Annotated in this window: 21 protein-coding genes and 1 pseudogene; 12 read left to right on the top strand and 10 right to left on the bottom strand. The window is 58.1% G+C overall.

Annotated elements, in window-relative coordinates; genetic code table 11:
* Window positions 1–8 precede the first annotated feature (8 nt).
* The 3 genes from AC13E3_RS20240 to AC13E3_RS20230 form a co-directional block, all read right to left on the bottom strand.
* Window positions 9–1,373, bottom strand: a complete 1,365-nt coding sequence (locus AC13E3_RS20240) for a sodium:solute symporter family transporter (RefSeq protein WP_008174680.1) — start codon at window positions 1,371–1,373, stop codon at window positions 9–11.
* A 99-nt stretch (window positions 1,374–1,472) separates the two neighbouring features.
* On the bottom strand, window positions 1,473–3,275 hold the full coding sequence (locus tag AC13E3_RS20235; protein ID WP_288365392.1) for a PHA/PHB synthase family protein: 1,803 nt from the start codon (window positions 3,273–3,275) through the stop codon (window positions 1,473–1,475).
* Between the two features lie 9 nt (window positions 3,276–3,284).
* Window positions 3,285–3,617 carry a phasin family protein gene (locus AC13E3_RS20230; protein WP_008174685.1) on the bottom strand — a complete coding sequence of 111 codons (333 nt, stop codon included), beginning with the start codon at window positions 3,615–3,617 and terminating at the stop codon, window positions 3,285–3,287.
* A 144-nt stretch (window positions 3,618–3,761) separates the two neighbouring features.
* On the opposite strand from AC13E3_RS20230, the gene AC13E3_RS20225 reads away from it, so the two are divergent.
* The 11 genes and pseudogenes from AC13E3_RS20225 (at window position 3,762) to AC13E3_RS20175 (ending at window position 16,963) form a co-directional block, all read left to right on the top strand.
* Window positions 3,762–4,082 carry a TraR/DksA family transcriptional regulator gene (locus AC13E3_RS20225; RefSeq protein WP_273044262.1) on the top strand — a complete coding sequence of 107 codons (321 nt, stop codon included), beginning with the start codon at window positions 3,762–3,764 and terminating at the stop codon, window positions 4,080–4,082.
* 8 nt (window positions 4,083–4,090) lie between these two features.
* Window positions 4,091–4,822, top strand: coding sequence for an ABC transporter ATP-binding protein (locus tag AC13E3_RS20220; protein WP_482902445.1), 732 nt, complete (start codon window positions 4,091–4,093; stop codon window positions 4,820–4,822).
* A gap of 20 nt (window positions 4,823–4,842) precedes the next feature.
* A complete protein-coding gene (locus AC13E3_RS20215) occupies window positions 4,843–7,224 on the top strand; it encodes an ABC transporter permease (RefSeq protein ID WP_273070458.1) in 2,382 nt (793 codons plus the stop codon).
* Window positions 7,225–7,256: 32 nt separating this feature from the next.
* Window positions 7,257–8,462 carry an efflux RND transporter periplasmic adaptor subunit gene (locus AC13E3_RS20210; protein ID WP_008174693.1) on the top strand — a complete coding sequence of 402 codons (1,206 nt, stop codon included), beginning with the start codon at window positions 7,257–7,259 and terminating at the stop codon, window positions 8,460–8,462.
* Between the two features lie 98 nt (window positions 8,463–8,560).
* Window positions 8,561–10,309 carry an N-acyl-D-amino-acid deacylase family protein gene (locus AC13E3_RS20205; RefSeq protein ID WP_008174695.1) on the top strand — a complete coding sequence of 583 codons (1,749 nt, stop codon included), beginning with the start codon at window positions 8,561–8,563 and terminating at the stop codon, window positions 10,307–10,309.
* A 20-nt stretch (window positions 10,310–10,329) separates the two neighbouring features.
* Entirely contained in the window at window positions 10,330–10,935 is a 606-nt protein-coding gene (locus AC13E3_RS20200; RefSeq protein ID WP_008174699.1) for a DUF2238 domain-containing protein, read from the top strand.
* A gap of 51 nt (window positions 10,936–10,986) precedes the next feature.
* Window positions 10,987–12,102: pseudogene (locus AC13E3_RS20195) on the top strand (SLC13 family permease).
* Between the two features lie 203 nt (window positions 12,103–12,305).
* On the top strand, window positions 12,306–13,106 hold the full coding sequence (locus AC13E3_RS20190) for a C39 family peptidase (RefSeq protein ID WP_008174701.1): 801 nt from the start codon (window positions 12,306–12,308) through the stop codon (window positions 13,104–13,106).
* Window positions 13,107–13,160: 54 nt separating this feature from the next.
* Window positions 13,161–14,171: a hypothetical protein gene (locus AC13E3_RS20185; protein ID WP_008174703.1), complete on the top strand. Its 1,011-nt coding sequence runs from the start codon at window positions 13,161–13,163 to the stop codon at window positions 14,169–14,171.
* Window positions 14,172–14,209: 38 nt separating this feature from the next.
* On the top strand, window positions 14,210–15,835 hold the full coding sequence (locus AC13E3_RS20180) for an OmpP1/FadL family transporter (protein WP_008174705.1): 1,626 nt from the start codon (window positions 14,210–14,212) through the stop codon (window positions 15,833–15,835).
* Window positions 15,836–15,898: 63 nt separating this feature from the next.
* Window positions 15,899–16,963, top strand: coding sequence for a MalM family protein (locus tag AC13E3_RS20175; RefSeq protein WP_008174708.1), 1,065 nt, complete (start codon window positions 15,899–15,901; stop codon window positions 16,961–16,963).
* 4 nt (window positions 16,964–16,967) lie between these two features.
* Here AC13E3_RS20175 and AC13E3_RS20170 read toward each other — a convergent pair whose 3' ends face one another.
* Genes AC13E3_RS20170 through AC13E3_RS20160 form a run of 3 tightly spaced genes read right to left on the bottom strand, consistent with a single transcriptional unit; the run spans window position 16,968 to window position 19,383 of the window.
* Entirely contained in the window at window positions 16,968–17,999 is a 1,032-nt protein-coding gene (locus tag AC13E3_RS20170) for a polysaccharide deacetylase family protein (protein WP_008174710.1), read from the bottom strand.
* Window positions 18,000–18,044: 45 nt separating this feature from the next.
* Entirely contained in the window at window positions 18,045–18,710 is a 666-nt protein-coding gene (locus tag AC13E3_RS20165; protein ID WP_008174712.1) for a DNA-J related domain-containing protein, read from the bottom strand.
* Between the two features lie 28 nt (window positions 18,711–18,738).
* On the bottom strand, window positions 18,739–19,383 hold the full coding sequence (locus AC13E3_RS20160) for a TetR/AcrR family transcriptional regulator (protein ID WP_008174716.1): 645 nt from the start codon (window positions 19,381–19,383) through the stop codon (window positions 18,739–18,741).
* A gap of 72 nt (window positions 19,384–19,455) precedes the next feature.
* Between AC13E3_RS20160 and ttcA the strand changes: the two genes are divergently transcribed.
* Window positions 19,456–20,370 (top strand): tRNA 2-thiocytidine(32) synthetase TtcA, encoded by a 915-nt coding sequence (gene ttcA, locus AC13E3_RS20155; RefSeq protein WP_273017220.1) that lies wholly within the window; start codon window positions 19,456–19,458, stop codon window positions 20,368–20,370.
* A gap of 4 nt (window positions 20,371–20,374) precedes the next feature.
* Here the strand turns inward: ttcA and AC13E3_RS20150 are convergent, their stop codons facing one another.
* From AC13E3_RS20150 to AC13E3_RS20135, 4 genes are read right to left on the bottom strand one after another with little or no spacing between them, the layout of a single operon-like run.
* Window positions 20,375–21,064: a sulfite exporter TauE/SafE family protein gene (locus AC13E3_RS20150; protein ID WP_092029825.1), complete on the bottom strand. Its 690-nt coding sequence runs from the start codon at window positions 21,062–21,064 to the stop codon at window positions 20,375–20,377.
* Window positions 21,061–21,321, bottom strand: coding sequence for a cbb3-type cytochrome oxidase assembly protein CcoS (gene ccoS, locus AC13E3_RS20145; RefSeq protein WP_039882065.1), 261 nt, complete (start codon window positions 21,319–21,321; stop codon window positions 21,061–21,063). Before ccoS ends, AC13E3_RS20150 begins: the two co-directional genes overlap by 4 nt.
* Before the next feature lie 37 nt (window positions 21,322–21,358).
* Window positions 21,359–23,806 (bottom strand): heavy metal translocating P-type ATPase, encoded by a 2,448-nt coding sequence (locus AC13E3_RS20140; RefSeq protein WP_288365398.1) that lies wholly within the window; start codon window positions 23,804–23,806, stop codon window positions 21,359–21,361.
* Complete coding sequence (locus AC13E3_RS20135; RefSeq protein ID WP_008174725.1) at window positions 23,803–24,318, bottom strand: FixH family protein; 516 nt, start codon at window positions 24,316–24,318, stop codon at window positions 23,803–23,805. Before AC13E3_RS20135 ends, AC13E3_RS20140 begins: the two co-directional genes overlap by 4 nt.
* Between the last annotated feature and the right edge of the window lie 42 nt (window positions 24,319–24,360).

Here is a 24,360-nt window from a genome sequence, read left to right as displayed (position 1 = left end):
GATGCCGCTTAGCGTTTCCGGGTTGTGGTCGCGATCACGACACTGACCAGTCCGGAGCCTACCAGGGCACCAACGAAAGGCATCAGGGTGGGAATGCTGCCGGGGAAGCTGGCAGCTTCCAATCCGGCCATCAGGCTGCCACCGGTAATCCATCCGGGCAGAATCGCGCCGAAAAGTCCCGCCAGACAGCCCAGGATCGCCGCCCTCGTGGTCATTTTTCCCCAGAGCCCCATCAGTACAGGCAGAACCGCCGTGGCGCAAAGCAGGTCTGCGATCAAAAATAGCCGCAGCACGGAAATCCCCTGAAGTGCCACCAGAACCACAGGAATCATCAGCAGCACGGTAAACCATCGGGCACTGACAATGGACAACCCCTGTTTTTCGGTAACCGCCAGCGACGCAAGTGCGTTCTGCAGGGTATCCACCGAGGATGCCACGAGTGTGATGGCCAGGATCAGGGCCGGTAAAGCGAGCCAGGCCGGCGCATCAGCAAGCAAGGCAAAAAACGGAATCGGCGGGCTGCCCAGGTCGGCGCCGCTCATGGCCGCCAGTATTCCCAGCCCGCCAACCACGGCGACAACGGCGATGGTAACCACGCCGCCCAGCAACGCGCCGCGGCTCAGGGCGTCCGTATCACGAGCCGACCATAAACGCTGCCAGTATCCCTGGTGGAAAAGGTTGGCGGCGGTGACGGCAATCACCAGAGTCAGCGCCACGCTCAGGGCTGCCGACGCAGGGATATCCGGTAGCGCTGCGGGTGCTGCGTCCGGAAGCTTGCCTACGGCAACAAAACTGACGATAGCCAGCAAGCCGATCAGTAACAGTGCCTGCCATTGGTCGGTAACGATGCTGGCCCTGAGACCACCGACAGCGGTGTATACCAGCGTGGTTATGGCAACGCCAATGACCACAATGCCGCCATCAATACCGGAAAGCAGCGACGTTATGGCACCAATGGCAGTAAGCTCCGCGGTGAGAAAGCAAAGCATGTAGAGCACCGAGATCGTCGAAACGTAGCGGCGTACGCCATTGCCATAACAGGCGTTGGCGAATTCGCCGATGCTGCGTCCTTCCGGAAGGAAGCGGCGAATAGCGGGGCCACAGAAAGCGAACACGATAAACGGCAAGGCGGCGCCCAGGGCATAGCCAGCCAGAGCCAGAGGGCCAACCAGTGCGCCAACCTCAGGCGGGGCAAACAGTATCCAGCCGCCCATGCCGGAAGCGAGGAAAGACAGTCCGAGGGCCCTGGCTCCCTGACTGTTTCTTGCCGTTACATAGTCATCCAGTCCGCCGTCGGCGAGACGGGCTCTCAGTCCGAGCCAGGCAAACAGGATCATGGCGACCACGATCGCCGCGAGGGTGGTATAAAACATCGGGAGGTTCTCCGCCGTTCATCAAGCGGGCCATAGTGCCACAACGGCGGAAGCGGGGCGAGATACGTTGGCCCGCAGGAATGCGGGCCACGCAGAGCTCTACTGCTTCACGGCCTCGGCAGCTTTAACTTTGACGTAGCTGCCGGGTGCATCCTCAATCGCAGGAAGTTTCCCTTCGCCGGGGATGCGAGCCGGCACGTCGCCGTCTGAGAAACGGGCAATCCACTCGAGCCAGTGAGGCCACCAGGATCCCGGATGGTGTTCGGACTTCTCGAACCAGGTGTCTGCATCCGGCACCAGGGTGTCATTGGTCCAGTAGCCGTACTTTTCCTTGTAGGGCGGGTTGATCACGCCAGCGATATGGCCGGAGCCGGAGAGCACAAAGCGGACATCACCGCCGTGGGCCAGCGCCCCTTTGTAGGTGGTTTTCCATTTGGCGATGTGATCCTGTCTGGCGGACAGGAAAAACGAGGGTACATCGATTTCGGACAGGTTGATGGACTCGCCCAGCAGATTCAGGGAATCTGGCTTCACCAGACGATTATTCAGGTACATCTGGCGCAGATAGTAACTGTGCATTCGCGCTGGCAGGTTGGTGCCGTCGGTGTTCCAGTAGAGCAGGTCAAAAGCCGCGGGCTTCTGGCCTTTAAGGTAGTTATTGGTCCAGAACGACCAGAACAGCTCGTTTTCTCTCAACAGGTTAAACGTGAACGCCATAGCGCGACCGTCCAGGTAGCCCTTGCGCTCCAGCATTTTCTCAATACCCCGGATCGAGTGATCGTTGATGAAGACACCGATTCCGCCAGGGTCCGAGAAGTCCAGAAGTGTCGTCAGATAGGTAGCACTGGCTACCGGATTACGGCCTTTTTTCTTGAGCCAGGCCAATGTTGAGCCCAGCAGGGTGCCACCGATGCAATAGCCGATCAGATTCATCTGGTCTTCGCCGGTGGCTTCGGTAACCGCATCCATGGCCGCCAGTGGCCCGAGTTCCATGTAGTCTTCCCAGCCTTTGTCCCGCAGGGAGGGCCCGGGATTTCGCCAGGAAACAATAAAAACAGTCTGTCCCTGGTTGACCAACCACTGGATAAAGGAGTTCCTGGCGGTGAGGTCCAGGATGTAGTACTTGTTGATCCATGGCGGAACAATCAGCAACGGGCGTTTGCTGACGGTCTCTGTTGTTGGCGAGTACTGGATCAACTGCATCAGTTCGTTCTGGAACACGACCTTGCCAGGGGTAGTTGCCAGGTTACGTCCCACCTCAAAGGCAGAGCGATCTGTCATCCCAACATTGAACAGGGAAGGATTCTGCCGCAGGTCTTCGATCAGCTGCCGTCCACCGTCGATCAGGTTCATCCCTTTGCGTTCCCAGGTAATCCTGAGCACTTCCGGATTCGTAGCGGGGAAATTCGATGGCGACAGTGCACTGGTCAGGTGTCGGGCGTAGAACAGCATCTGGTCCCGTCCTGCCGGGGGAATCCCTTCCATGCCGGCCGCCCAGTTCAGAAAGGCCTGTGAGTTGATCAGATAGGCCTGGTGGAGCACATCAAAAGGTAGATGCTTGTGCCACTCCTCGGCCTGGAAGCGTCGGTCGTCGGCCTCTGGTTCGACAACGGGCTTCTTATGCTTGCCCACGAGCCGTGCAAGGGTGTAGTACCCCAGCGCGGCATGTTTGCGGGCCAGATCCAGTTCCGCTCCTGCAAACCGGAGCGGGTGCAGGAGCAGGTCCTCGGCCATTGTGCGGTAGGCATCGGACATTTCCGTTATCGTGGAGAGCGTTGCCGCATCCAGGACGCCAGCATCTCCCAATGCTTTCTCCAGTTGCTGCTGTCCCTGGCGGACGTTGGTTTCGAAGCCGTTGACGAGCTGACCTACGGCTTTCCCGAGCGTATCCAGACCGAACATAACTATCCCTTATTTGGCGGTTTTCGGGCCGGGCTTGGCCGATGCCTCGGGTGCTTTCTCGAACACCTTCTGAATCTGCTCCCTGCTTTCGTTGAAGTAGTCCTGCCAGGCTTTCCAGTCTGCGGTGAACTGCTCGCTCAGTGATTTCAGGGTCTCCGCCTGGTCGCCAGTCAGGCTTTTCAGGCTCTCCAGATCACGGACCTCAGACACCTTTTTAGCCTGCTCCATGGTGACATCGGCATAACGTCGGAAGGCGTTCATCTGCATTTCTGCAGCCTTGCCAAATTGCTCGAACAGGGTTTCGTTCAGACGGGTCGCTTTTTCGAAAAGCTCGGTGTTCATGGTCACAACTCCTTTGCGTATGGATTTGATGGAATTCTATTCTGCCTCATCCTGCGTGACGCAATTTTGACAAGCATCAATCCCGGGTTCAGCTTATGCTTTACTGTATGAATATGTATTTCCCGGCAAGCCAGGAGGCGCCAAATGACTAACCGGAAATCCGAACTGGAAACATTGAGGGCAGACCTGACGGCCAGACTTTCCCGGTATGAAGCGCACCAGCACCGGGAGGATGGCGCGCTGGACAAGGATTTCGAGGAGCAGGCTACCCAGACCCAGAATGACGAGGTGGTCGACTCGCTGGAAACGGAAACCCGCTCCGAACTCGCTCAGATCGAACACGCCCTGGCACGCATTGACAATGGTGTGGGCGACGAATGCGAATCCTGCGGCGAGGCCATCGACCCCCGCCGTTTGCAGGTGCTGCCTTACACCACGGTTTGCGTGGACTGTGCCGAAGACTGACTGACACCATGGAGCCAGGAACGGAAGCCGGGGCCGGCTCTGCGGTATTCCAGACCCGGGGCCTCACGAAAACCTATGATCAGGGAGAGGTTCAGGTTCATGCGCTCCGTGGGGTGGATCTGGATCTCTATGGCGGCGAACTGGTCGTCATGCTGGGCGCTTCGGGTTCAGGCAAATCCACACTTCTGAACATTCTTGGCGGGCTGGATGTGCCATCGTCCGGCGAAGTCCGGTATCGGGATTTTGATCTCAGTACTGCCGGCGACCGCGAACTGACCCGTTACCGCCGTGAGCATGTTGGTTTCGTATTCCAGTTCTACAATCTCATTCCAAGCCTGACCGCGCGGGAAAATGTTGCGGCCGTCACCGAGATTGCGTCCCATCCGATGTCTCCCGAAGAAGCTCTTGAGCTGGTTGGATTGAAGAGCCGCATCGACCACTTTCCCGCGCAGCTTTCCGGTGGTGAACAGCAGAGGGTTGCCATCGCCAGGGCCATTGCCAAACGACCGGAAGTACTTCTTTGCGATGAGCCGACCGGAGCTCTGGATTCGGCCACGGGTGTGCTGGTTCTTGAAGCTCTGGAAAAAGCCAACCGGGAGACGGGCACGACCACTGTTATTATCACCCACAATGCCTCTATTGGTGGCATGGGGGATCGCGTGATCACGCTCTCCGACGGCAACATCAGTGGTGAGCGCCGTAACGAACGTCGCCAGGATCCCCGGACACTGTCCTGGTAACGGGGCCAAATGGTAGAAAAATGGCCGCGAAAGGTCTTAACACGGTTCTGAATACCAAACTACGGCGCGAGCTCTGGCAGATGCGGGGCCAGGTACTGGCCATCGCGCTGGTGATCGCAGGAGGCGTAGGTGTCTGTGTGATGTCGCTGGTGAACTATTCATCGTTACTGGCGACCAGAGCCCAGTACTACGATCAGCACCAGTTTGCCGATGTGTTTGCCCCCGTCAAACGGGCGCCCCGCCATGCCCTCAAGGAACTAGGTTCATTACCTGCCATAGCAAGGTACGAGGGGAGAGTCGAGGGAGCCGCAAAACTGGAGATGCCGGGCTTCGCGGATCCCGTGTCGGCCCGGTTGGTATCCATTCCTCCGGAGGGGCAGCCTGAGGTCAATCGCTTGTTTATCAGTCAGGGGCGGCTTCCGGGGGCAGGTCGCAGCCAGGAAGTCGCGGTCATCGGAAGCTTTGCCGAAGCGCATGAGTTGGTACTGGGTGATCAGTTTGAGGCGATTATCAACGGCCGGCGACAGGAACTTACGATAACTGGCATCGTCGAGTCACCGGAGTTCATATACGTCATTCCCCCTGGCGGCATGCTGCCTGATTATCGGCGTTATGGTGTGCTGTGGATGAACAGGGAAGCCCTGGAATCCGCCATGGACATGCGGGGCGCATTCAACAGCCTGGTGGTAACGCTCAAACCTGGCCATTCTGCTGCCTCCGTCATTGATGCTCTGGATCGATTGCTGGCCCGGTATGGGGCAACGGGGGCTTTTGGCCGGGACGACCAGTTTTCCCACCGTTTTCTGAGTGACGAGCTCAATCAGTTGAAAACCATGGCGACGGTTTTCCCCCTCATTTTCATGAGTGTCGCCATGTTTTTGTTGAATGTGGTGATTGGCCGTCTGATCAGCACCCAACGGGATATCGTCGCGGTACTCAAGGCCTTCGGCTATAGCAACCGTCAGATCGCCTGGCATTACAGCGAACTGGTCATCGTGATTGCCGTCATCGGTTTGCTGGCGGGGCTTGGCCTTGGCCTATGGCTTGGACGCTCTCTCGGCGAACTGTACATGGATTATTACCGCTTTCCGGGGCTGTTGTTTCGCATTGACCCCGCATGGGTTGTGCTGCTGGGGTTGATGACAATTGTGGTCGCCTGGCTCGGTGCCTGGCGAGCCATCAGGCAGGCAGCGGCACTGCCACCCGCTGAAGCCATGAGGCCTGAGGGGCCCGCCAGGTACCGGGTGACCATAGTGGAAAAGCTGCTCTCGGGAATCCGTTTCGCCCAGCCCTCCCGAATGATCGTGCGCCAGCTCTCCCGTCGTCCGGTTCGGACCCTGTTATCCATGACTGGGGTCGCTATGGCCACTGCCATCGTGATGGTGGGAAACTTCCAGTTCGACTCGGTGTCCCTGATGGTCCACACGCAGTTTGCACGGGTTCAGCAACAGGATCTGTCCGCGACCTTTATTGATCCGGTGAACAGCGCGGCGTTGTTCGGCTTGCAGCGGCAAGCCGGGATACGTTACGTGGAGGGGCGACGCTCGGTCCCGGCACGTCTTGTTTCCGGCCATCGGGAGTGGCGAAGCGCAGTCACCGGAATACCCTCCGAGGCGCGCCTGCAATTTGTCATCGACAGTGACCTGCAGCCGGTTCCGCTCCCCAGGGAGGGGTTGTTGTTGACCGATTTTCTGGCCGATGAACTGGGTGTCGGTCCGGGAGATGTTCTGCAGCTGGAGCTCCTGGAGGGCGACCGCCGAACGGTTATGGTTCCGGTCGCCGGTATCACCAGCGAGTTTCTCGGGGTTGGTGCCTACATGGATCTGGATGCCCTCAACCGGGCACTGGGGGACGGGCCCCTGATCAATCAGGCCCTGATCAACCTGGACCCGGACAAGGCTTCGGAAGTTTATAACAGTCTTCGCGAAACCCCGGGAGTGCTTGGCCTGAGCATCCGGCAGGCCATGCTCGACAGCTTCTACGACACCCTGGCGAGAACCTTCCTGACGTTCACCTTTTTCAACAGCCTGATGGGCGGAATCATCGCTTTTGGAGTGGTCTACAACACGATCCGGATTTCACTGGCGGAAAAAGGTCGGGAGTTGGCGAGCCTGAGAGTGCTGGGATACACCCAGAATGAAGTTGCGCATATATTGTTGGGAGAGGTTGCGCTCTTGCTGTTTCTGGGTATTCCCCTCGGTTGGCTGACTGGCCAGGGTCTGGCGCTCATGATCGTTACTGCCATGCAAACCGAACTGTATCGGGTGCCCTTGACGATCACCAGCCAGACACTTGGCATGTCCGCGTTGGTCGTGGTGGTATCGGCGATCGCTTCCGGGGTTATTGCCTGGTGGCGCCTGAAACGGCTGGATCTTGTAGCGGTGTTGAAAACACGGGAATAGGTGCGAAAGCAACCGGGGAGTGAACTGAGGTTATGGCGAAAAAAGGGTTTGCCGGAAAATGGTTGTTCTGGGGGGTGTTCGTAATGCTCGCCAGTGTTGCAGTTGTGGTCACGATCCGACCCGATCCGGTCTGGGTGGATCTGGCGCCGGTAACCCGTGGCCCCATGGAAATCACTATCAAGGAGGAGGGCAAAACGCGGGTGCGTGACCGATACGTGGTTTCATCACCGGTTGCCGGCTATCTGCACAGGGTATTGCTGGAAGTGGGGGATCCGGTGATTCCGGGAGAGCTGCTGACGGAGGTTGACCCCATGCCTGCCAGCACCCTTGATGCCCGAAGTCGGGCCGAAGCGGAGGCCAAGGTGCAGTCGGCCCGCTCGGCGCTGAACTCCACTCGTCAAAAAGTGGCGGCGGCCGAGGCTGAAGCAGACCTCGCCGTGCGTGAGCTGGCCCGCCTCCAGGCACTCAGTGATGATCGTTTTGTTTCCGACGAGCGTTTGCAGCAGGCCCGGGCCACTGCGGCCAGAACCCAGGCCATTCTGCGTTCCGCGCGCTTTGACGAAGAAGTGATGGCCCACGAACTGGCAGCGGCCCGAACGCGCCTTGAGGTGTCTGCCGCGCGTGCGAACGGCGATGGAGCGGTTGAACGTGTGCCGGTCAGGTCCCCTGTAAACGGCTCTGTTTTGGGAATTGTTCGAAAAAGCGAGGGTGTGATTCAGGCCGGTGAAGCCATTCTGGAACTGGGGGATCCCGGGGCGCTTGAGGTGGTTGTGGATGTATTGAGTTTTGATGCCGTGAATCTCCAACCCGGTATGGTGACGCGCCTCACCGGGTGGGGTGGCGGCACCCTGGACGCTACGGTCCGGCGCGTTGAGCCGGTTGGATTCGAGGACGTGTCGGCCCTGGGTGTGGAAGAAAGGCGGGTACAGGTAGTTGCGGATATCACCAGTCCTGCTGATGCCTGGCAAAGCCTGGGGGACGGCTATCGGGTAGACGCCGAGTTTCTGCTCTGGCGTTCCGACAATGTCCTTCAGGTTCCGGAATCCGCCATCTTTGTCACTGATGGGCAGCACCAGGTATTCCGCGTTGTCGATGACATTGCGGTTCTGACAGACGTGTCGGTCGGTCGCACAAACGGATTTCATACAGTTATCCAGGAAGGATTGACTGAGGCAGACAACGTCGTCCGACACCCGGATCGTCAGCTTGAAGACGGCAGCCGTATCCGTCTTCGTTAATGGCCTGCATTGCACGGTCCGCCGGCTAAAATGAGAGGACATATCACGTTTGGCTGGCTAGACTGACGGCACATAAAAACAAAAAGGAGACTGGCACGGTGAACCAGTTCGATACGCTTATTCTCGGCGGCCGCTACTTTGACGGTACCGGCGGCCCCTCACGCATCGCCCATGTTGGCATCAAAGATGGGCGGGTTGCCGAAGTCTTTGACCAGCAGCCCGAACCCGGCCTTGCGACGCGCACGATTGACGCCAGCGGTTGCTGGGTAACGCCGGGATTTCTCGATACCCATACCCATTACGATGCCGAGTTGCTGGTAGCGCCGTCCCTGTCTGAATCCGTGCGTCACGGTGTCACCACGGTGCTGATCGGCAGTTGTTCCCTGAGCATGGTCTGTTCCGATCCGGAGGACGCCTCGGATATTTTTACCCGGGTGGAAACGGTCCCGAGGGAAAAAGTGCTGCCCATTCTGAAGCAGCACAAGTCCTGGCAGACACCAAAAGCGTGGGTGGCGTTCATGGACCAGCATCCACTGGGGCCCAATGTCATCAGCTTTCTCGGCCACAGTGATCTGAGAACTGCCGTTATGGGGCTGCATCGCGCCACCGACCGGGGCGTGACTCCGACATCAGAAGAGCAAAGACAAATGGAAGCCCTCCTTGAGGAGGCTCTGCAGGAGGGCTTTCTCGGTCTTTCCACCATGTGCCTGAAATGGGACAAGGTGGATGGTGACCGGGAGTGGTCCAAGAGTCTGCCGAGCACCTACGCCCGATGGCGTGAGGTCAGCCGCCTGAATGCTCTTTTGCGCCGATACGGACGGGTGCATCAGGGCGCGCCCAATGCGGCCAATCCTCTGCAGGTAACCCAGTACCTGAAAGAGACCCTGGGTTGGTTGAGAAAGCCCCTGAAAACAACTCTGATTGCCATGATCGATCTGAAAGGCAATCCCACGGTCAAACCCATGGCCAGCCTTGTGGGGTGGCTGGCCAACAGCTTTGGCGGCAACTTCCGCTGGCAGCTCCTGCCAACGCCGTTCACGGTCTATGCCGATGGTATGGATATCGTACTGTTTGAAGAATTCGGCGCCGGTGAAATGGCCCTCGATATCCGCGATCAGCTTGAGCGCAACGAGCTTCTGAAGGACGAACAGTACCGACGGAAATTCAGGAAATTCTATAAGGAAAAGCTCTCGCCCCGGGTATGGCAGAGGGATTTCGGCGATGCCGTTATTCTCGACTGCCCGGATAAAAGCGTGGTTGGCCGCAACTTTGCTGAGCTGGCGGCCGACCGTGGCATCCATGTGGTCGATTTCTTTCTCGACATGGTGGTTGCCCATGGCCGTTCACTGCGCTGGTTCACCACGGTAGGCAACCACAGAAAGGATCGGCTCCGGAAAATGGTCACCAATCCCGGTGCCCTGATCACCTTTTCCGATGCCGGCGCCCACATCCGTAATATGGCCTTCTACAATCTGCCTCTGCGGTTTCTCAAGCTGGTTTACGAAAGCCATGTGGAGAGTGAGCCGGTCATGTCGCTGGAACGTGCCGTACATCGACTGACCGGCGAACAGGCAGACTGGCTTGGTGTTGATGCCGGTCATATCAGGAAAGGTGACCGGGCGGATATAACGGTACTGGACCCCCGTGGCCTTGATCAGGATCTGGAACAGGTTGAGTGGGCCGAGATGGAAAACTTCGGACTGGAGAGAATGGTCAACCGGGTGCCTGGTTGTATCAGAGAGGTGCTGATCAACGGCCGACCCGCGGTAACGGATGGTGAGGTTGAAGCTGCCCTGGGCCGGGAGCCTGGCTATGGCCACTTCCTGCGCGCCGGTGCGTCTGGATAACCACGTACAAAAGGAAACCTATGAACCTGCGATTTGCGCCCGCCGTCTGGGTGGTGGTCTTTCTTGCAGTCTTTGTCTGGTCTGCCATCGGACCCAGGGATCGGGCCACCTGGGCGCTGGAAGTCCTGCCCGCTGTCATTGGTTTTGTGCTGGTTGTCTGGTGTTTCTTCCGTTATCCCCTGACGCCTCTTGTCTATTTCCTGATTCTGGTCCACGCCGTCATCCTGATGGTTGGAGGGCACTATACCTACGCGGAAGTACCTTTGTTCGACTGGTTTCGGGACTGGTTTGACTGGGAGCGCAATAACTACGACAAGCTTGGCCACCTGGCACAGGGGTTTATACCGGCAATCATTGCCAGGGAAGTGGTCATTCGCTTCGACGTGTTCTCCAGTCGCCGCTGGGCGGCGTTTTTCATCGTCTGTTTCTGTCTGGCGCTAAGCGCCTTTTACGAGCTGATTGAATGGTGGGTGGCCTTGCTCAGTGACGAAGCGGCCGAGGCCTTTCTGGGCACACAGGGCTACGTCTGGGATACCCAGTCGGATATGGCCTGGGCCTTGTCCGGCGCCATTCTGGCTCTTATCCTGCTCGGGCGTTTTCATGATCGCCAGCTTCAGGCGCTCTGACGTTTCGCCCGCCTGCTGATGTTGAATGTCTGAATGATGGAATAGAACTGTATGTCCGAAGAGCTCAACGCTGACAAACAGGCCGAGGGGCTGCCCCGCAGCCAGGTCATTGGACTGATCCTCGGGGCTGCCTTTCTGCTGGCAACCATCATACTCCCACCTCCGGAAACCATGGCCGCGGAAGCCTGGGCGGCGCTGGGGTTGATGCTGCTGATGGCTACCTGGTGGTCTACCGAAGCCATTCCGATTCCCGCCACTGCCTTGCTGCCAATCGTGCTGGTTCCCGCGCTCGGGCTCGGGACGGTTGGTGAAGCCACCGAGCCCTATGCCAATCCGATCATTTTCCTGTTCCTGGGGGGGGGGCTTCACACTCGGGCTTGCGATGCAGCGATGGAACCTGCATCGCCGGATCGCCCTGATGACGCTGAAGGCCGTTGGCAGTAAACCCCGGCGGCAGATTGCCGGGTTCATGTTGGCAACCGCGTTTTTGAGCATGTGGGTCAGCAATACTGCAACAGCCATCATGATGCTGCCGATTGGTCTGTCGGTGGTGGCGATGATGAACAGCAATGACAATCCCGAGGGCATTCGGCGTTACGCCACGGCCCTCCTTTTGGCTATCGCCTATTCCGCCAGTATCGGTGGTATTGCCACACTTATCGGCACACCGCCAAATGCCTTGCTGGCGGCCTACCTGAGCGAAAACCAGGGTATTTCTGTGGGCTTTGCCCAATGGATGTTGCTGGGGGTTCCAGTGACGGTTGTCATGCTGGCCCTGGCCTGGTGGTGGCTGACCCGGCGCGACTTCGGGCTGGGCATGGCCGGCGCCCTGCCAACCCTTGTCATGATTGTTCTGGTGGCGGGTATCATCATCTTTCTGACCGAAGTTACCAGCAATACCGCAACCGCGGCGGCGTTTCTGCCGTTGCTGGGGCGCTGGCCCTGAGTCAGGGCGTGTCACCGTTACTACTCACTGTGCCTGCCGCCATCGCGGCCAGCTGTGCCTTCATGATGCCGGTGGCCACGCCACCCAATGCCATCGTGTTCTCCAGTGGTCACATGCAGATCAGCGACATGATCAGAGCCGGGTTTGCTCTCAATCTGATGGGCATTGTCGTGGTAACTGCCCTGAGCTACCTGTTACTCGGCGTGGTCTTTACCTTTTGAACGGCAGGCCCGGCAACCGGGCCTGCTTCCCGATTCCCATCCATGTCATGAAACAGTTCTCAAATCCCCTTCCTAAGGCCCCTCCTGCAGCGACAGATTTGAGGCACAGTTATCTTTAAGGGCGCAGGCTTTTCGGTATCTTACCGTAACAACATGTAACCCGCTTAATAACGTGGCCAATAAAAACAGGGACTTCGTCTGACATGCTGCTGGTGCTCGCTGGATCCATTCTTACATTCACCATGGTGCAGGAAGCGACCGTGGTGGAGCCTTTTGAGAAGGGCCAGATCGTCATTGAGCAGGATGTGGATTCCAGTCCTGTTGAATTGCGCTCCGACGTCAGGGTGGAGCCTCTGGTTGAACAGAAGTTCCGGAATATCGTGCGTCAGGCCTATGACTACAGCTGTGGAAGCGCGGCGCTGACCACCGTGCTGAACTTCTACCTGGGTCGGACCCTGTCGGAACGTCAGGTCATGGAGGGGCTGCTTCATTACGGCGAAAGCGAACGTATCGTGGAACGTCGCGCCTTTTCCATGCTGGATATGAAGCGACTGGTGACAGCGCTCGGTTATCCCTCAGGCGGCTTCCGGGCAACGATTGATGACCTCAAGGATCTTGATCACCCGGCGATCGTGCCCATCCATCACGCGGGTTTCAAACACTTCGTGGTGTTGAGGACGATTCGCGACGGGCGTGCCTATCTGGCAGACCCCTCGTTAGGGAATATCTCCTTCACGCTGGCTCAGTTCGAGGAAAAGTGGGACGACAATGTGCTCTTCATTGTCTTCCCGGGCAGCGATAAGCCACTGGACAACCTCGAGCTGAAGGAAGAAGACCTTCGCTTTGTGGATGACCAGACAATGACCCTTCTGGCGCTGGAAAGGATACCGGCGTTTCACGAGTCCACCCAGCGGCGGATCCAGAATCTGCTGGAACGCCAGAAAAACAATCCCGACGGCAGTGTAGAAAACACCCGAAAGCAGTTGCACTACCGTCGTAACTAATTCGCCGGGTAATCCCCGGGGCAGGAACACTACAAATAAAATAAGGGAGTCAGGATGAATCGTTGGTTTGTGCGAGGTTTTATCCTTGTTTCCACGGCAGGTCTGCTTCCGGGCATGGCCCTGGCGCAGGAAGGGAGTGTGGACCAGGCGCGGGAAGCGCTGGCCAAGCAGGAAGGAGACGAGGACGCTTCACAACAGCTTGAAGAGGTGTTCCAGGCTGCAGAGAAGAACTATTCGCTGCAGAAGAAGGGTTCCCATTCATTGAATTATTCGTTCGACTATTCCTACACGGCAGACCAGCGGCTGGATCTGGCCATCACCAATGGATCAGTGAGAAACCTGGACGTGGTGCCGTCGGCAACCCACAGCTTCACCAATTCCTTTTCCTACGATTACGGCCTGTTGGACAACCTGACGGTGGGTACCCGTATTCCGCTGGTCGTCAAATACGACACTCAGGACGAGCTGAATATCTATGATTTTGGCGATATTTCTTTTACCGGGCGCTGGCAGCCATTTGCCTACGTTCCAGGCAAGATGTCGACCACCTTGTTCGGAACCCTCTCCACAAAGACCGGCGTCAGCCCCTACGAGATAGACATCAACGAGCAGCTGTCCACCGGCAGTGGCTACTATTCCATCGGGGGTGGAGCGAGCCTGTCCAAGGTCCTGGATCCGGTGGTGGTGTTCGGCTCAGTGAGCGCCACCTATAACTTGCCGGCTGAAGATCTGCAGCAGGTGCGTGGTGCACGTCTTCTGGAAGAGGTGGACCCTGGCTTCGGGCTCTCCGGGTCCGCCGGTTTCGCCTACTCCCTGTCCTACGACATTTCTCTCAGCATCTCGGCCCAGCTCAGCTACAGCGACGAAACCGTCCTGACCTTCACGAATGGCGACCAGGCCGTCGCCCAGGACCAGATGACGGGGTTTATGAGCATGTCTCTGGGGACCCGTATCAGTGATACCACCATTGTAAACACGAGTTTGGGTATCGGTCTTACCGAGGATGCCCCGGACTTCTCCCTGGGGGTCTCCCTGCCCATTAACTTCTCCGGTCTCAAAGAGTGATTGGTGTCGTTGACGATCTACGGGAAGGGAAGGATTTCATGGGACAGAGAAACCACAACCGTCAGATTCTCGCGGCACTGGTTGCCACGACCCTTTCTTGCGGTGCCCAGGCCCAGCTGGCGCAGAACCTGACCATTCATCCCAAGGCACTGGCACTTGGCAACGCCGTGACCGCCGATCCGCCCGGGATCATGGCGATTCACTACAATCCTGCTGGCCTGACCAAACTGGACGGGCGTCAGCTGGAAGTGAATCTGATGAGCGTCTATCTGGACATTGACGCGGATTTCACGGCACCGGAAGGCTATGAGATTTTCGGTATCGACGGCCTTGAAACGGATCCACTGACCGGAAAGCAGCGGGACCCGGTTGCCAATACCCGCAGCCATACCAACAACGTGGCCCTGTATCTGCCGGGTTACGGTATTCTCCGCGCGCCCCCGGGACCGGCCCTGGCGCCGTCAGCAGGTATCAGTATCAACCCGCCGGGCTCCAAACTGACCTTCGGGAATGCCTTTTACCTGCCGTTGGCAGCCGGTTTCTACCGTGATAAGGATGACCCTGGCCGTTACCAGCCCCAGGCCACGGCGCTGCAGCGCACGACTTATCTCTCACCCACGGTCGGTTATGAAATCAATGACGACTGGTCCGTGGGTGCCGGTATCCACCTGTCCCATATGGGAATCGCGGCAGACCAGTACATGCGGGCGCCCAACCTGCTGCTGGGGGTGGCTGAAGTTCTGCAGGACGCATTCAACTGCGAGAGTGGTGACGAGCCCCTGCAGCCCTGGCTAGCGCTTTGTGGCGGTAATGTCGGTCCCTGGGACGATATCGGTGCTCTGAGTATCAACGTTCAGGAAACCCTGTCACCCACCTATGCACTAGGGGTGATGTGGGAGCCAACTGATTGGTTCAGCTGGGGGGCGAGCTATACCTCTGAAGCTGAAATGAACATGAAGGGCACCTTCGAAATCCAGTACACCGATGACTGGTCCGGCTTCTGGCAGAGCGTTAACGGATCGGTGCTGGGTGCGATTACCTCGGCGATCCTGAGTCTTCCGTCCGGTGCGCCCAAGGAATCCGGCAACGTCAGTATGGATCTGGTGTATCCCCAGCACTTCCAGACTGGTATCAGTGTTGACGTGCATCCGAAACTGACCCTCAACGCCGACATTGGCTGGACCGATTACAAACAGTGGGACGCCTTTGTTTTCCGGTTTGATCGTAATCTGGAGTTTCTCAATGCGGCCCGGATCCTGTCGCCGGACAATGCCACGCCGAATACCCTGAGGTTGCCCCTGGGTTTCAAGAGCCAGTGGAACTGGGCGTTTGGCATGGAGTTTCATGCGTCTTCCCGTCTGGACCTGCGTGCTGGCGTGGAAATACGGGATTCGGTTATCCCGGATGATCAGCGACAGGTTATGGCGCCATTTGGTGGGGCAAACCTCTACAGCATCGGTATGGGGTACCAGTGGGATAAGGACACCGAAATTGACATGAATCTCAGTTATCTTCATTCGGTGGAGTCGATTCCCGCGGACACCAGCTGTAATCTGAACTGCGACAACATCACCAACATTATCTACAACCCCTATGCAGGCCTGGATGTCAAAACCTCGCTACGGGTTGTGATGGCGGGCCTCAGTTTCCGGACCAAGTTCTGAGTGGTGCCATTGACCAGAGGGTAGTCATTCGCAGTGATTAACGGCTCTTTACGGAAATCAGCCTTGTGCCTTTCTCTGGCAGCAGTTCTCGGAGGCTGCCAGATTGGCGGGTCTACGGTGTCGGAACGGGAAGGTTATTTCACGTGGGTAGACGAGCAGGGCAGGGTTCGATACTCACCGATAACCGGAGCCGAGCAGAAAGACTTGAATCGTGAGTCTGCAGAGGTAGTTGAAGAGGTAGCTATAGAGGTAGCTGAAGAGCAGCGCGATCCGGAATCCGAGAAACACCCGGTGCAGTCAGATAGTGGGGCGAGCCCGGAGTCAGGGCCGCAGGAAAACACCGAGTACACACTCGAAAACTACCCGGATGCCGGCGAGCTTGAAAAAGATGGCTACGTTCGGCCGGGGGAGCGGCAACCCTATTTCACCTGGCGAGACGCCGAGGGCAATGTCCGGGTCAGCTATTACCGGCCGGACATCCGCTCTGATCTTGAGAAAGGGCTGGTGGAGCCACCCGTTCAGATCACCGAAGCCAGCGTTTACCATTCAGGTCCCGATGGTGCAGGCCAGGCTCCGGTAGAGGGCTATGATCCGGACGCCTTTGCCATCCTGGGCATTGAGGCTTCAACAGACGATTTCTTTGCCCGGTTTTCAGCGACCTGTTGCGATTCCATGGATGCCGCCAGTCGACAAGGGTGGCAATCGGGACGGGAGTTTGGCGTTACCCTCTCGGATCGTTCAGCTACATATCCGTTTCTTACCGGAACCAGCCCCTATCAACTGATTGCACTTCCGGACGCGGATAAGCACGGCAGTCTTGTCATACGCCTGCGCTCCTATGCCAAAGACGGGGTGGTGGTGCCCTCCCTGGTGTTTCTCGATGAGAAGATGGCGCCGTTAAGACTGGTAACAGACCTGGTTATGGATTTTACCCCCGAGAACTGGCACCGGCGCGGCTATCTGGAAGCATGGGTTCCTGCTTTTCCGGGCCAGGGAGAGCGTTGGCTTGTCCTGTTTACCCGAGAGCAGGACCTGGAGGGCCAGACCGTTATAGAGACCCGTGCCGGCCCCGAGAAAATTCCTCACATCAGGCACGGTGAAATTGGCCTGATGCAGGTGGAGGGGTGAGGGTTCAGTCTTCAGGTTTGCTCAGGTCCAGCCACTGCTGGGATAGCCAGTAGTAACTGCCATCGCCCGCAGGGTGGGTGCAGTTGTAGCGGAATCGCCGGCTATTGAAGGCCTCAGGGGCCTTTACTTCCACATTGCCATCAGTCACGTCAAAGTCGATACGTCCCTGACCGGAGGCAAAGCAGGTCAACCGGTTGGCATCAATGGGTTCAACCAGCGGGAAAACCAGGGTGGGCGGATTCTCCGAGATCACCCCGTCCGGCAGCTCGCCGGTATCAACAGGGAAGGCTTTGCTGCGAAGTTTGTTCTCAAGGCTCCCCAACTGTCCGTAGGCGTTTGCCATCGGAAAACGCGGCAATCGGGTTTTCTCGGTTTGTTGGCCGATGGCGCCGGATTGCTGGCCAAAACCGTACCAGCCCCGCTCGGCCACTTTGCGCTCCAGTGCTTCGTCAAACTCGCCGTAAGGGTACGCAAACATGGGTGCAGGCGCCTTCAATTCCCTGGAGAGGGTCCCCTGGGCTGAGTCGAGACTGCTGGTAACCCTGGCTTGCCAGTCACTCTGACTTTCGTTCGGTTTACGGGCAAGATGCCCATGGTCAGCGCTGTGGTTGGCAATGGTTACGCCCGGTCGTTCGGCCAACTCCCGAATCTGATCCCAGGCCATGTAGCCGGTTCGGCCAACGGCTTCCGTATTTACAAAAATCGTGTAGGGGTAGGCCTTTTCGGCCAGCAGTGGAGCCGCCGTATGGTAGACGGAGTCGTAGGCGTCATCAAAGGTAATGGCGATGTGATTACCTTGCCCATCGGTACCGGCCAGCGTTGTTTCGGTGCCTTGCTGTAGATCCACAACGTCCAGCTCCAGATCCGAGATCATGTTCAGCTGGCCCTCGAAAAGAGACACAGACGTGCTGGTAGCGGGCGGCGTTGAATCACTGACATGATGATACTGCAGGACAACGAGGTCAGCGCGGGCTGAGATGGCGGTCGCCGTAATCGCGACGAGAAGGGAAAGTTTCAGGAATGCTGTGAGCGGCATATCGTCTCCTGTATTTATCGGCCCTGGCCAGATCGAAAAGGCCGGTCAGATGCTGTGACGGAAGTGGGCTTTCAGTACCGCAAAGGCCTGATTGAGATGCTGAATGGTTTCGGTCTTGCCGCCGCGGTCCGGGTGAGCGTGCATGACCGCCCGGCGGAATCGCTGTTTGACCGTTGGAAAGTCTGTAGGGACAGCCTGAAATCCCAGTACTTCGGCGGCTTCCCTGGCTTCGGATTGCGCCGGTGCCTGGCCTGGAGCACCTGCCCAGAAATCATTCACCATCTGTTGAATGGCTTCCTCCGGCAGACGGTACTGGGAAAGATCCAGATAGAATTGACGAAGTGTGTCGACACTGTCCGGAACCCCTTCGCCACCGACCACCGACTGTGACTCGATCCGGATGCTCAAGGGCGAAATTTTCAGGCTCTCGCCGGTTTCGGATAACTGGTCACGAAGACGGTAGAGCACGTGAAACAACAGAAAATGCACCGGATAGAGTTTTTCCGGTTCGCTGAAAACAACCTGTCCAAGCAGTTCCCAGGGCGGTCTCTGAAGCGCCTTGATCAGCGATAATTCATTCAAGCCCGCCGGTGCCGATCTGAGTTCGTGCTCAACGGCCACCAGCAGGTGCTGAATCTGCTGCTCCAGGCAGTCATCATCATCCACAGTCCTGGGATGAGAAGCATTGATGGGAGAATGGCTGTCTGTCATAGGACTCATGTTAGGGCACTGCGGCCCATCAGGGAAGTGCGGCCACCTGCGGAAGTCCACCCATGAACAGGGCGGTGGAGAACCGGGTCGCCGTTAACGCTTCCGCATCCGCCGACTCCGGGTTGCTGTGGGCGCGCCTTGCCAGCGTCAGGCTGGTCTCGTAGGCGACGCCGAAAAAAGCGGCGCACAGGTACTCGTACTCAATCCGGGGAAGAAGCCCGCGTTCCATCGCCTCGCGAACATCTTCTTCCAGAGATAACATGGCCAGGCCGAGAATATCCGAACCGAACAGTTCCCGAAGTGCCCGGTCATTGCGGTGAGCGAGTTCATACACCAGCGGATCCCGGGCGGTCGCGGTATAGAGGGCCAGGTAGGCGTAGTGGATGAAATCCTCAGGATTGTCGGCTGCCCGCCGCTGTTGGCTGAGATTGTTGTTCAGATTGGTCAGGAAGTCGGTAAGCAAAGCCGCGAAAATATCCTGCTTGCTTGAGAAATAATTGTAGAAGGTGCCGGCTGCAAGACCCGTTCGCCGAACGATGTCGCGGATGGTTGAGTTTTCGTACCCCCGCTCGCGAAAACACTCCCGGGCGGCATGCAGGATTGCCCTGCGGTTCCGGATGCGGTTCTGTTCCCGTTTACCAGCGGCTTCTTCACTCGATTGCAACGTATCCATGTTGGTATCCTGTCCCTGAATCCATGTGACGCGTATAATCTCACGTCCACTTGCCTTATGAACGTAGTTGGTATGTCCGAAGCAATGATCGCCAGTTCCGAACAGTCTATCAACCCAGAGCGGGAGCGCCGCCAGAAACTGGAGTTGAACAAGCTGCAGAAACGTCTGCGCCGCGAAGTCGGGCAGGCGATTGCCGATTTCTCGATGATTGAAGCCGGCGACAAAGTCATGTGCTGCCTCAGCGGCGGCAAAGACTCTTACGCCATGCTCGATATTCTGCTCAACCTGCAGAAGAGCGCCCCGGTTTCGTTTGAGCTGATTGCCGTCAACCTTGATCAGAAACAGCCCGGCTTTCCGGAAGAGGTGTTGCCCGAATATCTGTCCTCCATGGGTATCGAGTATCACATCATCGAGAAGGACACCTACAGCATTGTTAAGGAAAAAGTGCCGGAAGGGAAGACGACCTGCGGCCTGTGTAGCCGTCTACGACGGGGAATTCTCTATAATTTCGCGGAAGAGCATGGGGTTACCAAGATTGCCCTGGGCCACCACCGGGACGACCTGTTGGAAACCCTGTTCCTGAACATGTTCTACGGCGGCAAGCTGAAGTCCATGCCTCCGGTGCTGCACAGTGACGATGGCCGCAACACGGTTATCCGGCCGCTGGCCTACAGCCGGGAAAAAGATATCGCCCGCTACGCGGGTCTCCGCGAATTCCCCATCATCCCCTGCAACCTGTGTGGTTCTCAGGAGAATCTCCAGCGCCAGGTGATCAAGGATATGTTCCAGAGCTGGGACAAGCAGCATCCCGGACGGTTGGAAACCATGTTCCGGGCCATGTGCAATGTGGAACCCTCGCACCTGGCGGATACCAATCTCTACGATTTCAAGGAAGGCAAGCGCCTCGGTGGCAAGCGCCAGGCCGTACAGACGGCTGAACCCGAGACCGCAACTGACTTCGGTCGCCTGGATGTCCTGAATATCTAGCCGGCTAGTGTCCGGCCAGATGCAGGAAAGGCAGTGTCCAGAGTCCGAACAGGATAAGCAGGCCGCCGGTCACCTTCCGGAACAGTTGATGGCTCTGTAAACCCCGGATCCAGTTGGCCGCGAAACCCGTGGCCAACATGGAGGGAAGCGTGCCGAGCCCGAAAAACAGCATGGTCAGCGCGGCCGAGCCCACTGTCGGTTGCAATGCTGCCCAACCGAGCGTGCTGTATACCAGTCCGCAGGGCAGCCAGCCCCAGAGCGCTCCAAGAGCAAGTGCCTGTCCGCCGTGATTCACGGGCAGGAAGCGGCGGGTCAGCGGGGAGAGGCGCGCCCAGATTGGAGCACCCACCCGCTCAACGTAGCGAATTCCCTGCCACCACTGGCCCATGGACAAACCCATGAAGATCAACAGCAGCCCTGCCAGGGTCCGAAGCACCAGGCCGGCAGAGGCCCACTGGCTGGCGGCCGAGGTACTGGCCAGCGCAACCAGTGTTGCGATCAGGACATAGCTGCCGATGCGCCCGAAGTTGAAGGCCAGAAGCATTACCGTTTGCCGGAACCGGAACCCCCGGCCCACAGGCAGGGCCATGGAGAGGGAAGCGCTGATGCCGCCGCACATGCCGAGGCAGTGCGTGCTGCCTAGCAATCCGATCAGGAAGGCGCTCGGGTAACTGAGGTAGAGTTCCGGATTCATCCTTTTTGGGACTTATCCTCACCCGTATCAGCGGTATCGCTGACTTCAGCTGTTTGCTCCGGGGTTGGCTCCCCGGCAGCCGGTTTGTCGGTGCGAGCGTCGTCCGGGATCATATCCTTGTCGTCATCGTAAAGTATCCGATGCGCCGGGCCTTCGAGATCATCGTACTGACCGTTCTTGACCGACCATGTGAACAGGGCGACGCCTACCGCCACCAGTATGAGCATCACCGGGACCAGAAACATGACGATTTGCACGGTGCAACCTCGCAGAAAAGATTAGAAGTTCACGGTATCAGGACAACGCCTGGGCGCCAACCGCGAGATTGTCCTGACTCTTCCGGCTCGGTGCCTTGCCAAGCCGCAGCGCATTCAGAACGACCACCAGAGAGCTGAGAGACATGCCAATTGCTGCCAGCCAGGGTGGGACCATTCCGGCCGCGGCCAGGGGAAGCGCCAGCACATTGTATATGAGAGCCCACCATAGATTCTGGCGGATGATGCGCTGGGTCTGGCGACTGGTTTTAAGGGCTTCGACCAATTGCAGCAATTGACCATTCAGCAGTACTGCATCAGCTTTCAGTTGGGTCAGGTCGGCAGCCGTGCCCATGGCCACCGAAATTCCGGCGCCAGCCATAGAGGGCAGATCGTTCAGACCGTCGCCCACCATCATGATGTGCCGGCCCTCGGCTTGCAGCTTCTCCAGCACAGCCAGTTTATCTTCTGGGGAGGCTTGTCCGATAGCCTCGTCAATGCCCAGTATGTCTGCCACCTGGTTTACATGCCCGGAACGGTCGCCACTGAGGAGCAGGGTGCGAATGCCGGAATCCTGAAGAGCTTTGATGGCTGCCCGGGCATCGTCACGGGGCTGGTCGTCGAGCCTGAAACAGGCTAGCCACTCGCGGTCGGAGGCAAGCCAGATTTCCATACCCTGATGCGGATCCTTTTGTGGCGCTGGCGCGGTGGTATGTTGTTCGACAAACCCCCTGTGGCCGATGAACAGCTGCAGGTCTCCCAGCCGGCCTGAAAGCCCACCGCCAATGTGATTTTCCACATGTTCGACCGCAGCAGTGGTTCGACGGTGAAATACTTTGGCTATGGGGTGCTCGGAGTATTTCTCCAGGCCCGCGGCAAGCTTGAGGCAAGTCTGCTCATCCATGCTGCCAACGATGGTGGTTCCGGTCAGGCTGAGCTCGCCCCGGGTCAGTGTTCCGGTTTTATCGAAGACCACCGTATCAATCGTATTCATTGATTCCAGGGTATGCCCCCGCGTAGGGAGGAAGCCAAGGCGTCGAAGCCTGACAGTGGCCGACGTGATTGCGGTCGGGGTGGCCAGTGATAGCGCACAGGGGCAAGTGACCACAAGAACGGAGAGCGTGATGTCGAAAGCATTGTCGGCACCGGCCAGCCACCAGCCGATCCAGACGACCGGTGCCAGAATAAGCACCCGCCCGACGAATTTGCCGGCCATCCGGTCCGCCATCATGGCCACGCGGGGTTTTTCCGACTGCACGCGGTCCAGTACTCGTAGAATGCCTGAAAGCCGAGTCTGGGCACCGGCTTTAACCACCCTGACATCGAGCGGATTCTCCCCGTTCACGCTGCCGGCGTGGACAGTATCCCCGGGATGGCGGGTTTCAGGGAGGTATTCCCCGGTTAAGGCTGCTTCGTTCAGGGTTGATTCTCCCCGCACAATCTCGCCATCGACGGGCAGGGTTTCGCCGGGGCGCACACGAACGATATCGCCTGGCCGGATCTTATGGGCAGGGATAATGTCGGTAGTATCGCCCTGGACCAGTGTGGCGACGGTCGGCTGAAACCCTGCAAGCGCATTGCCTGTCAGGCCTGCCCGGTAGCGGGCCTGAACTTCAATGTAGCGCCCGAGCAGGAGGAAAAAGGTGAACATGCAAACGGACTCAAAGTACACTTCCTCGCCGCCAAAGACGGTTACCCACGCGCTGGCGAGGTAGGCGAGTCCGATGGCAATGGCAACCGGCACATCCATGGTCAGATGCCGGCTGCGGATATCCCGTTGGGCATTGCGGAAAAAAGGTGCAGCGCTGAAGAGCACCACGGGGGTAGCGACCAGAAGGCTGAACCAGCGAAAGAAGCTGACGAACTCGGGCGACAGCTCGCTGACCAGTTCGAAATAAAGGGGAAACGCCAGCATCATGCTCTGGAACGAACCGATTCCGGCAATGGCGAGGCGGATGAGCATGGACCGATGCTCGGCCTTGAGCGCCTGTTCCGCCTCGTCTGCCTGGTAGGGGCGGGCGGTGTAGCCGAGCTCGTGGATCGCGATCAGCAGGTCACTCAGCCGAACCTGATCCGGGGACCACACCAGGCGCGCACGTTGGGTGGTATGGTTTACCGAGAAGGAGTCGACACCGGGCTGCTGCTTCATATGGTTTTCAAGCAGCCAGATACAGGCGGCACAGGTGATGCCACCAATCAGCAGTTGCGCTTCCTGTGCGCCTTTTACCGGTGCAACAAACGACTCCTGAACCAGAGGGTGATCAAGCTCTCTGATTCGGTTCAGTTCCGCCGGGGTCAGCTGCTTTGGGGTAACGGCCGGTTTGGTCCGGAAATCATAGAACCCGGCGAGACCCTCGCTGCGAATGGTCTGGCACACCGCTTTGCAGCCCTGGCAGCAGAAGTGACGGGTAGAACCTTCGAGCTCGAGGGTGATGGGCGGCTCACCGTCCGCTGGCTCACCGCAGTGAAAGCAATCCAGCCTGGTCAACCTTGGGCAGACCCCCCGGCCTTGACTGTAATTCCGTCTTCAGCTGGCAGCCAGGCTTCGCCTTTTAATCGCCACTCGTTAGCTGGACCCCGTAGATCGTAGTACCAGCGGCCGTCTATGTCATTGAGGAGCTTACCGGCAAAGCGCCCTGGAGCGATTTGCTGGAATTGAACAGTGCGATCCTTGTCGGAAAGCGTTGGATGGAACAGGTTCAGGATCAGATACGGGAAATCCGCCGGACCCTCAACGGTGTTCAGGTTGACGGTGATATTTTTGCTCTGGAAATCAATCTGGGCCTCCATACCGAGATCTTCCGCCTTCTGGTCTCTTGCTATGGACATGTTAATTCCGCGCCCTTCTTTGGACCAGTCGTCGGTGACCATCGCATTTTCTGTGCTGACAGCGATAGTGATGGCAACGGCGCAGTAAATGATGGACGCCCCCGGAAAAATCAGCAGGAACCAGAACCAGGGTTGGCGGTACCAGGGTGCTACGGGTGTTTCAGTAGTCATAAATCAATGTCTCATTCAAACGGTCAGTGCTGCACGATCGAC

This window comes from Marinobacter sp. L-80 (genome assembly GCF_056859395.1).
The sequence above is the reverse complement of the archived record's forward strand: the minus strand, read 5'-3'. Positions and strand labels throughout refer to the sequence as shown.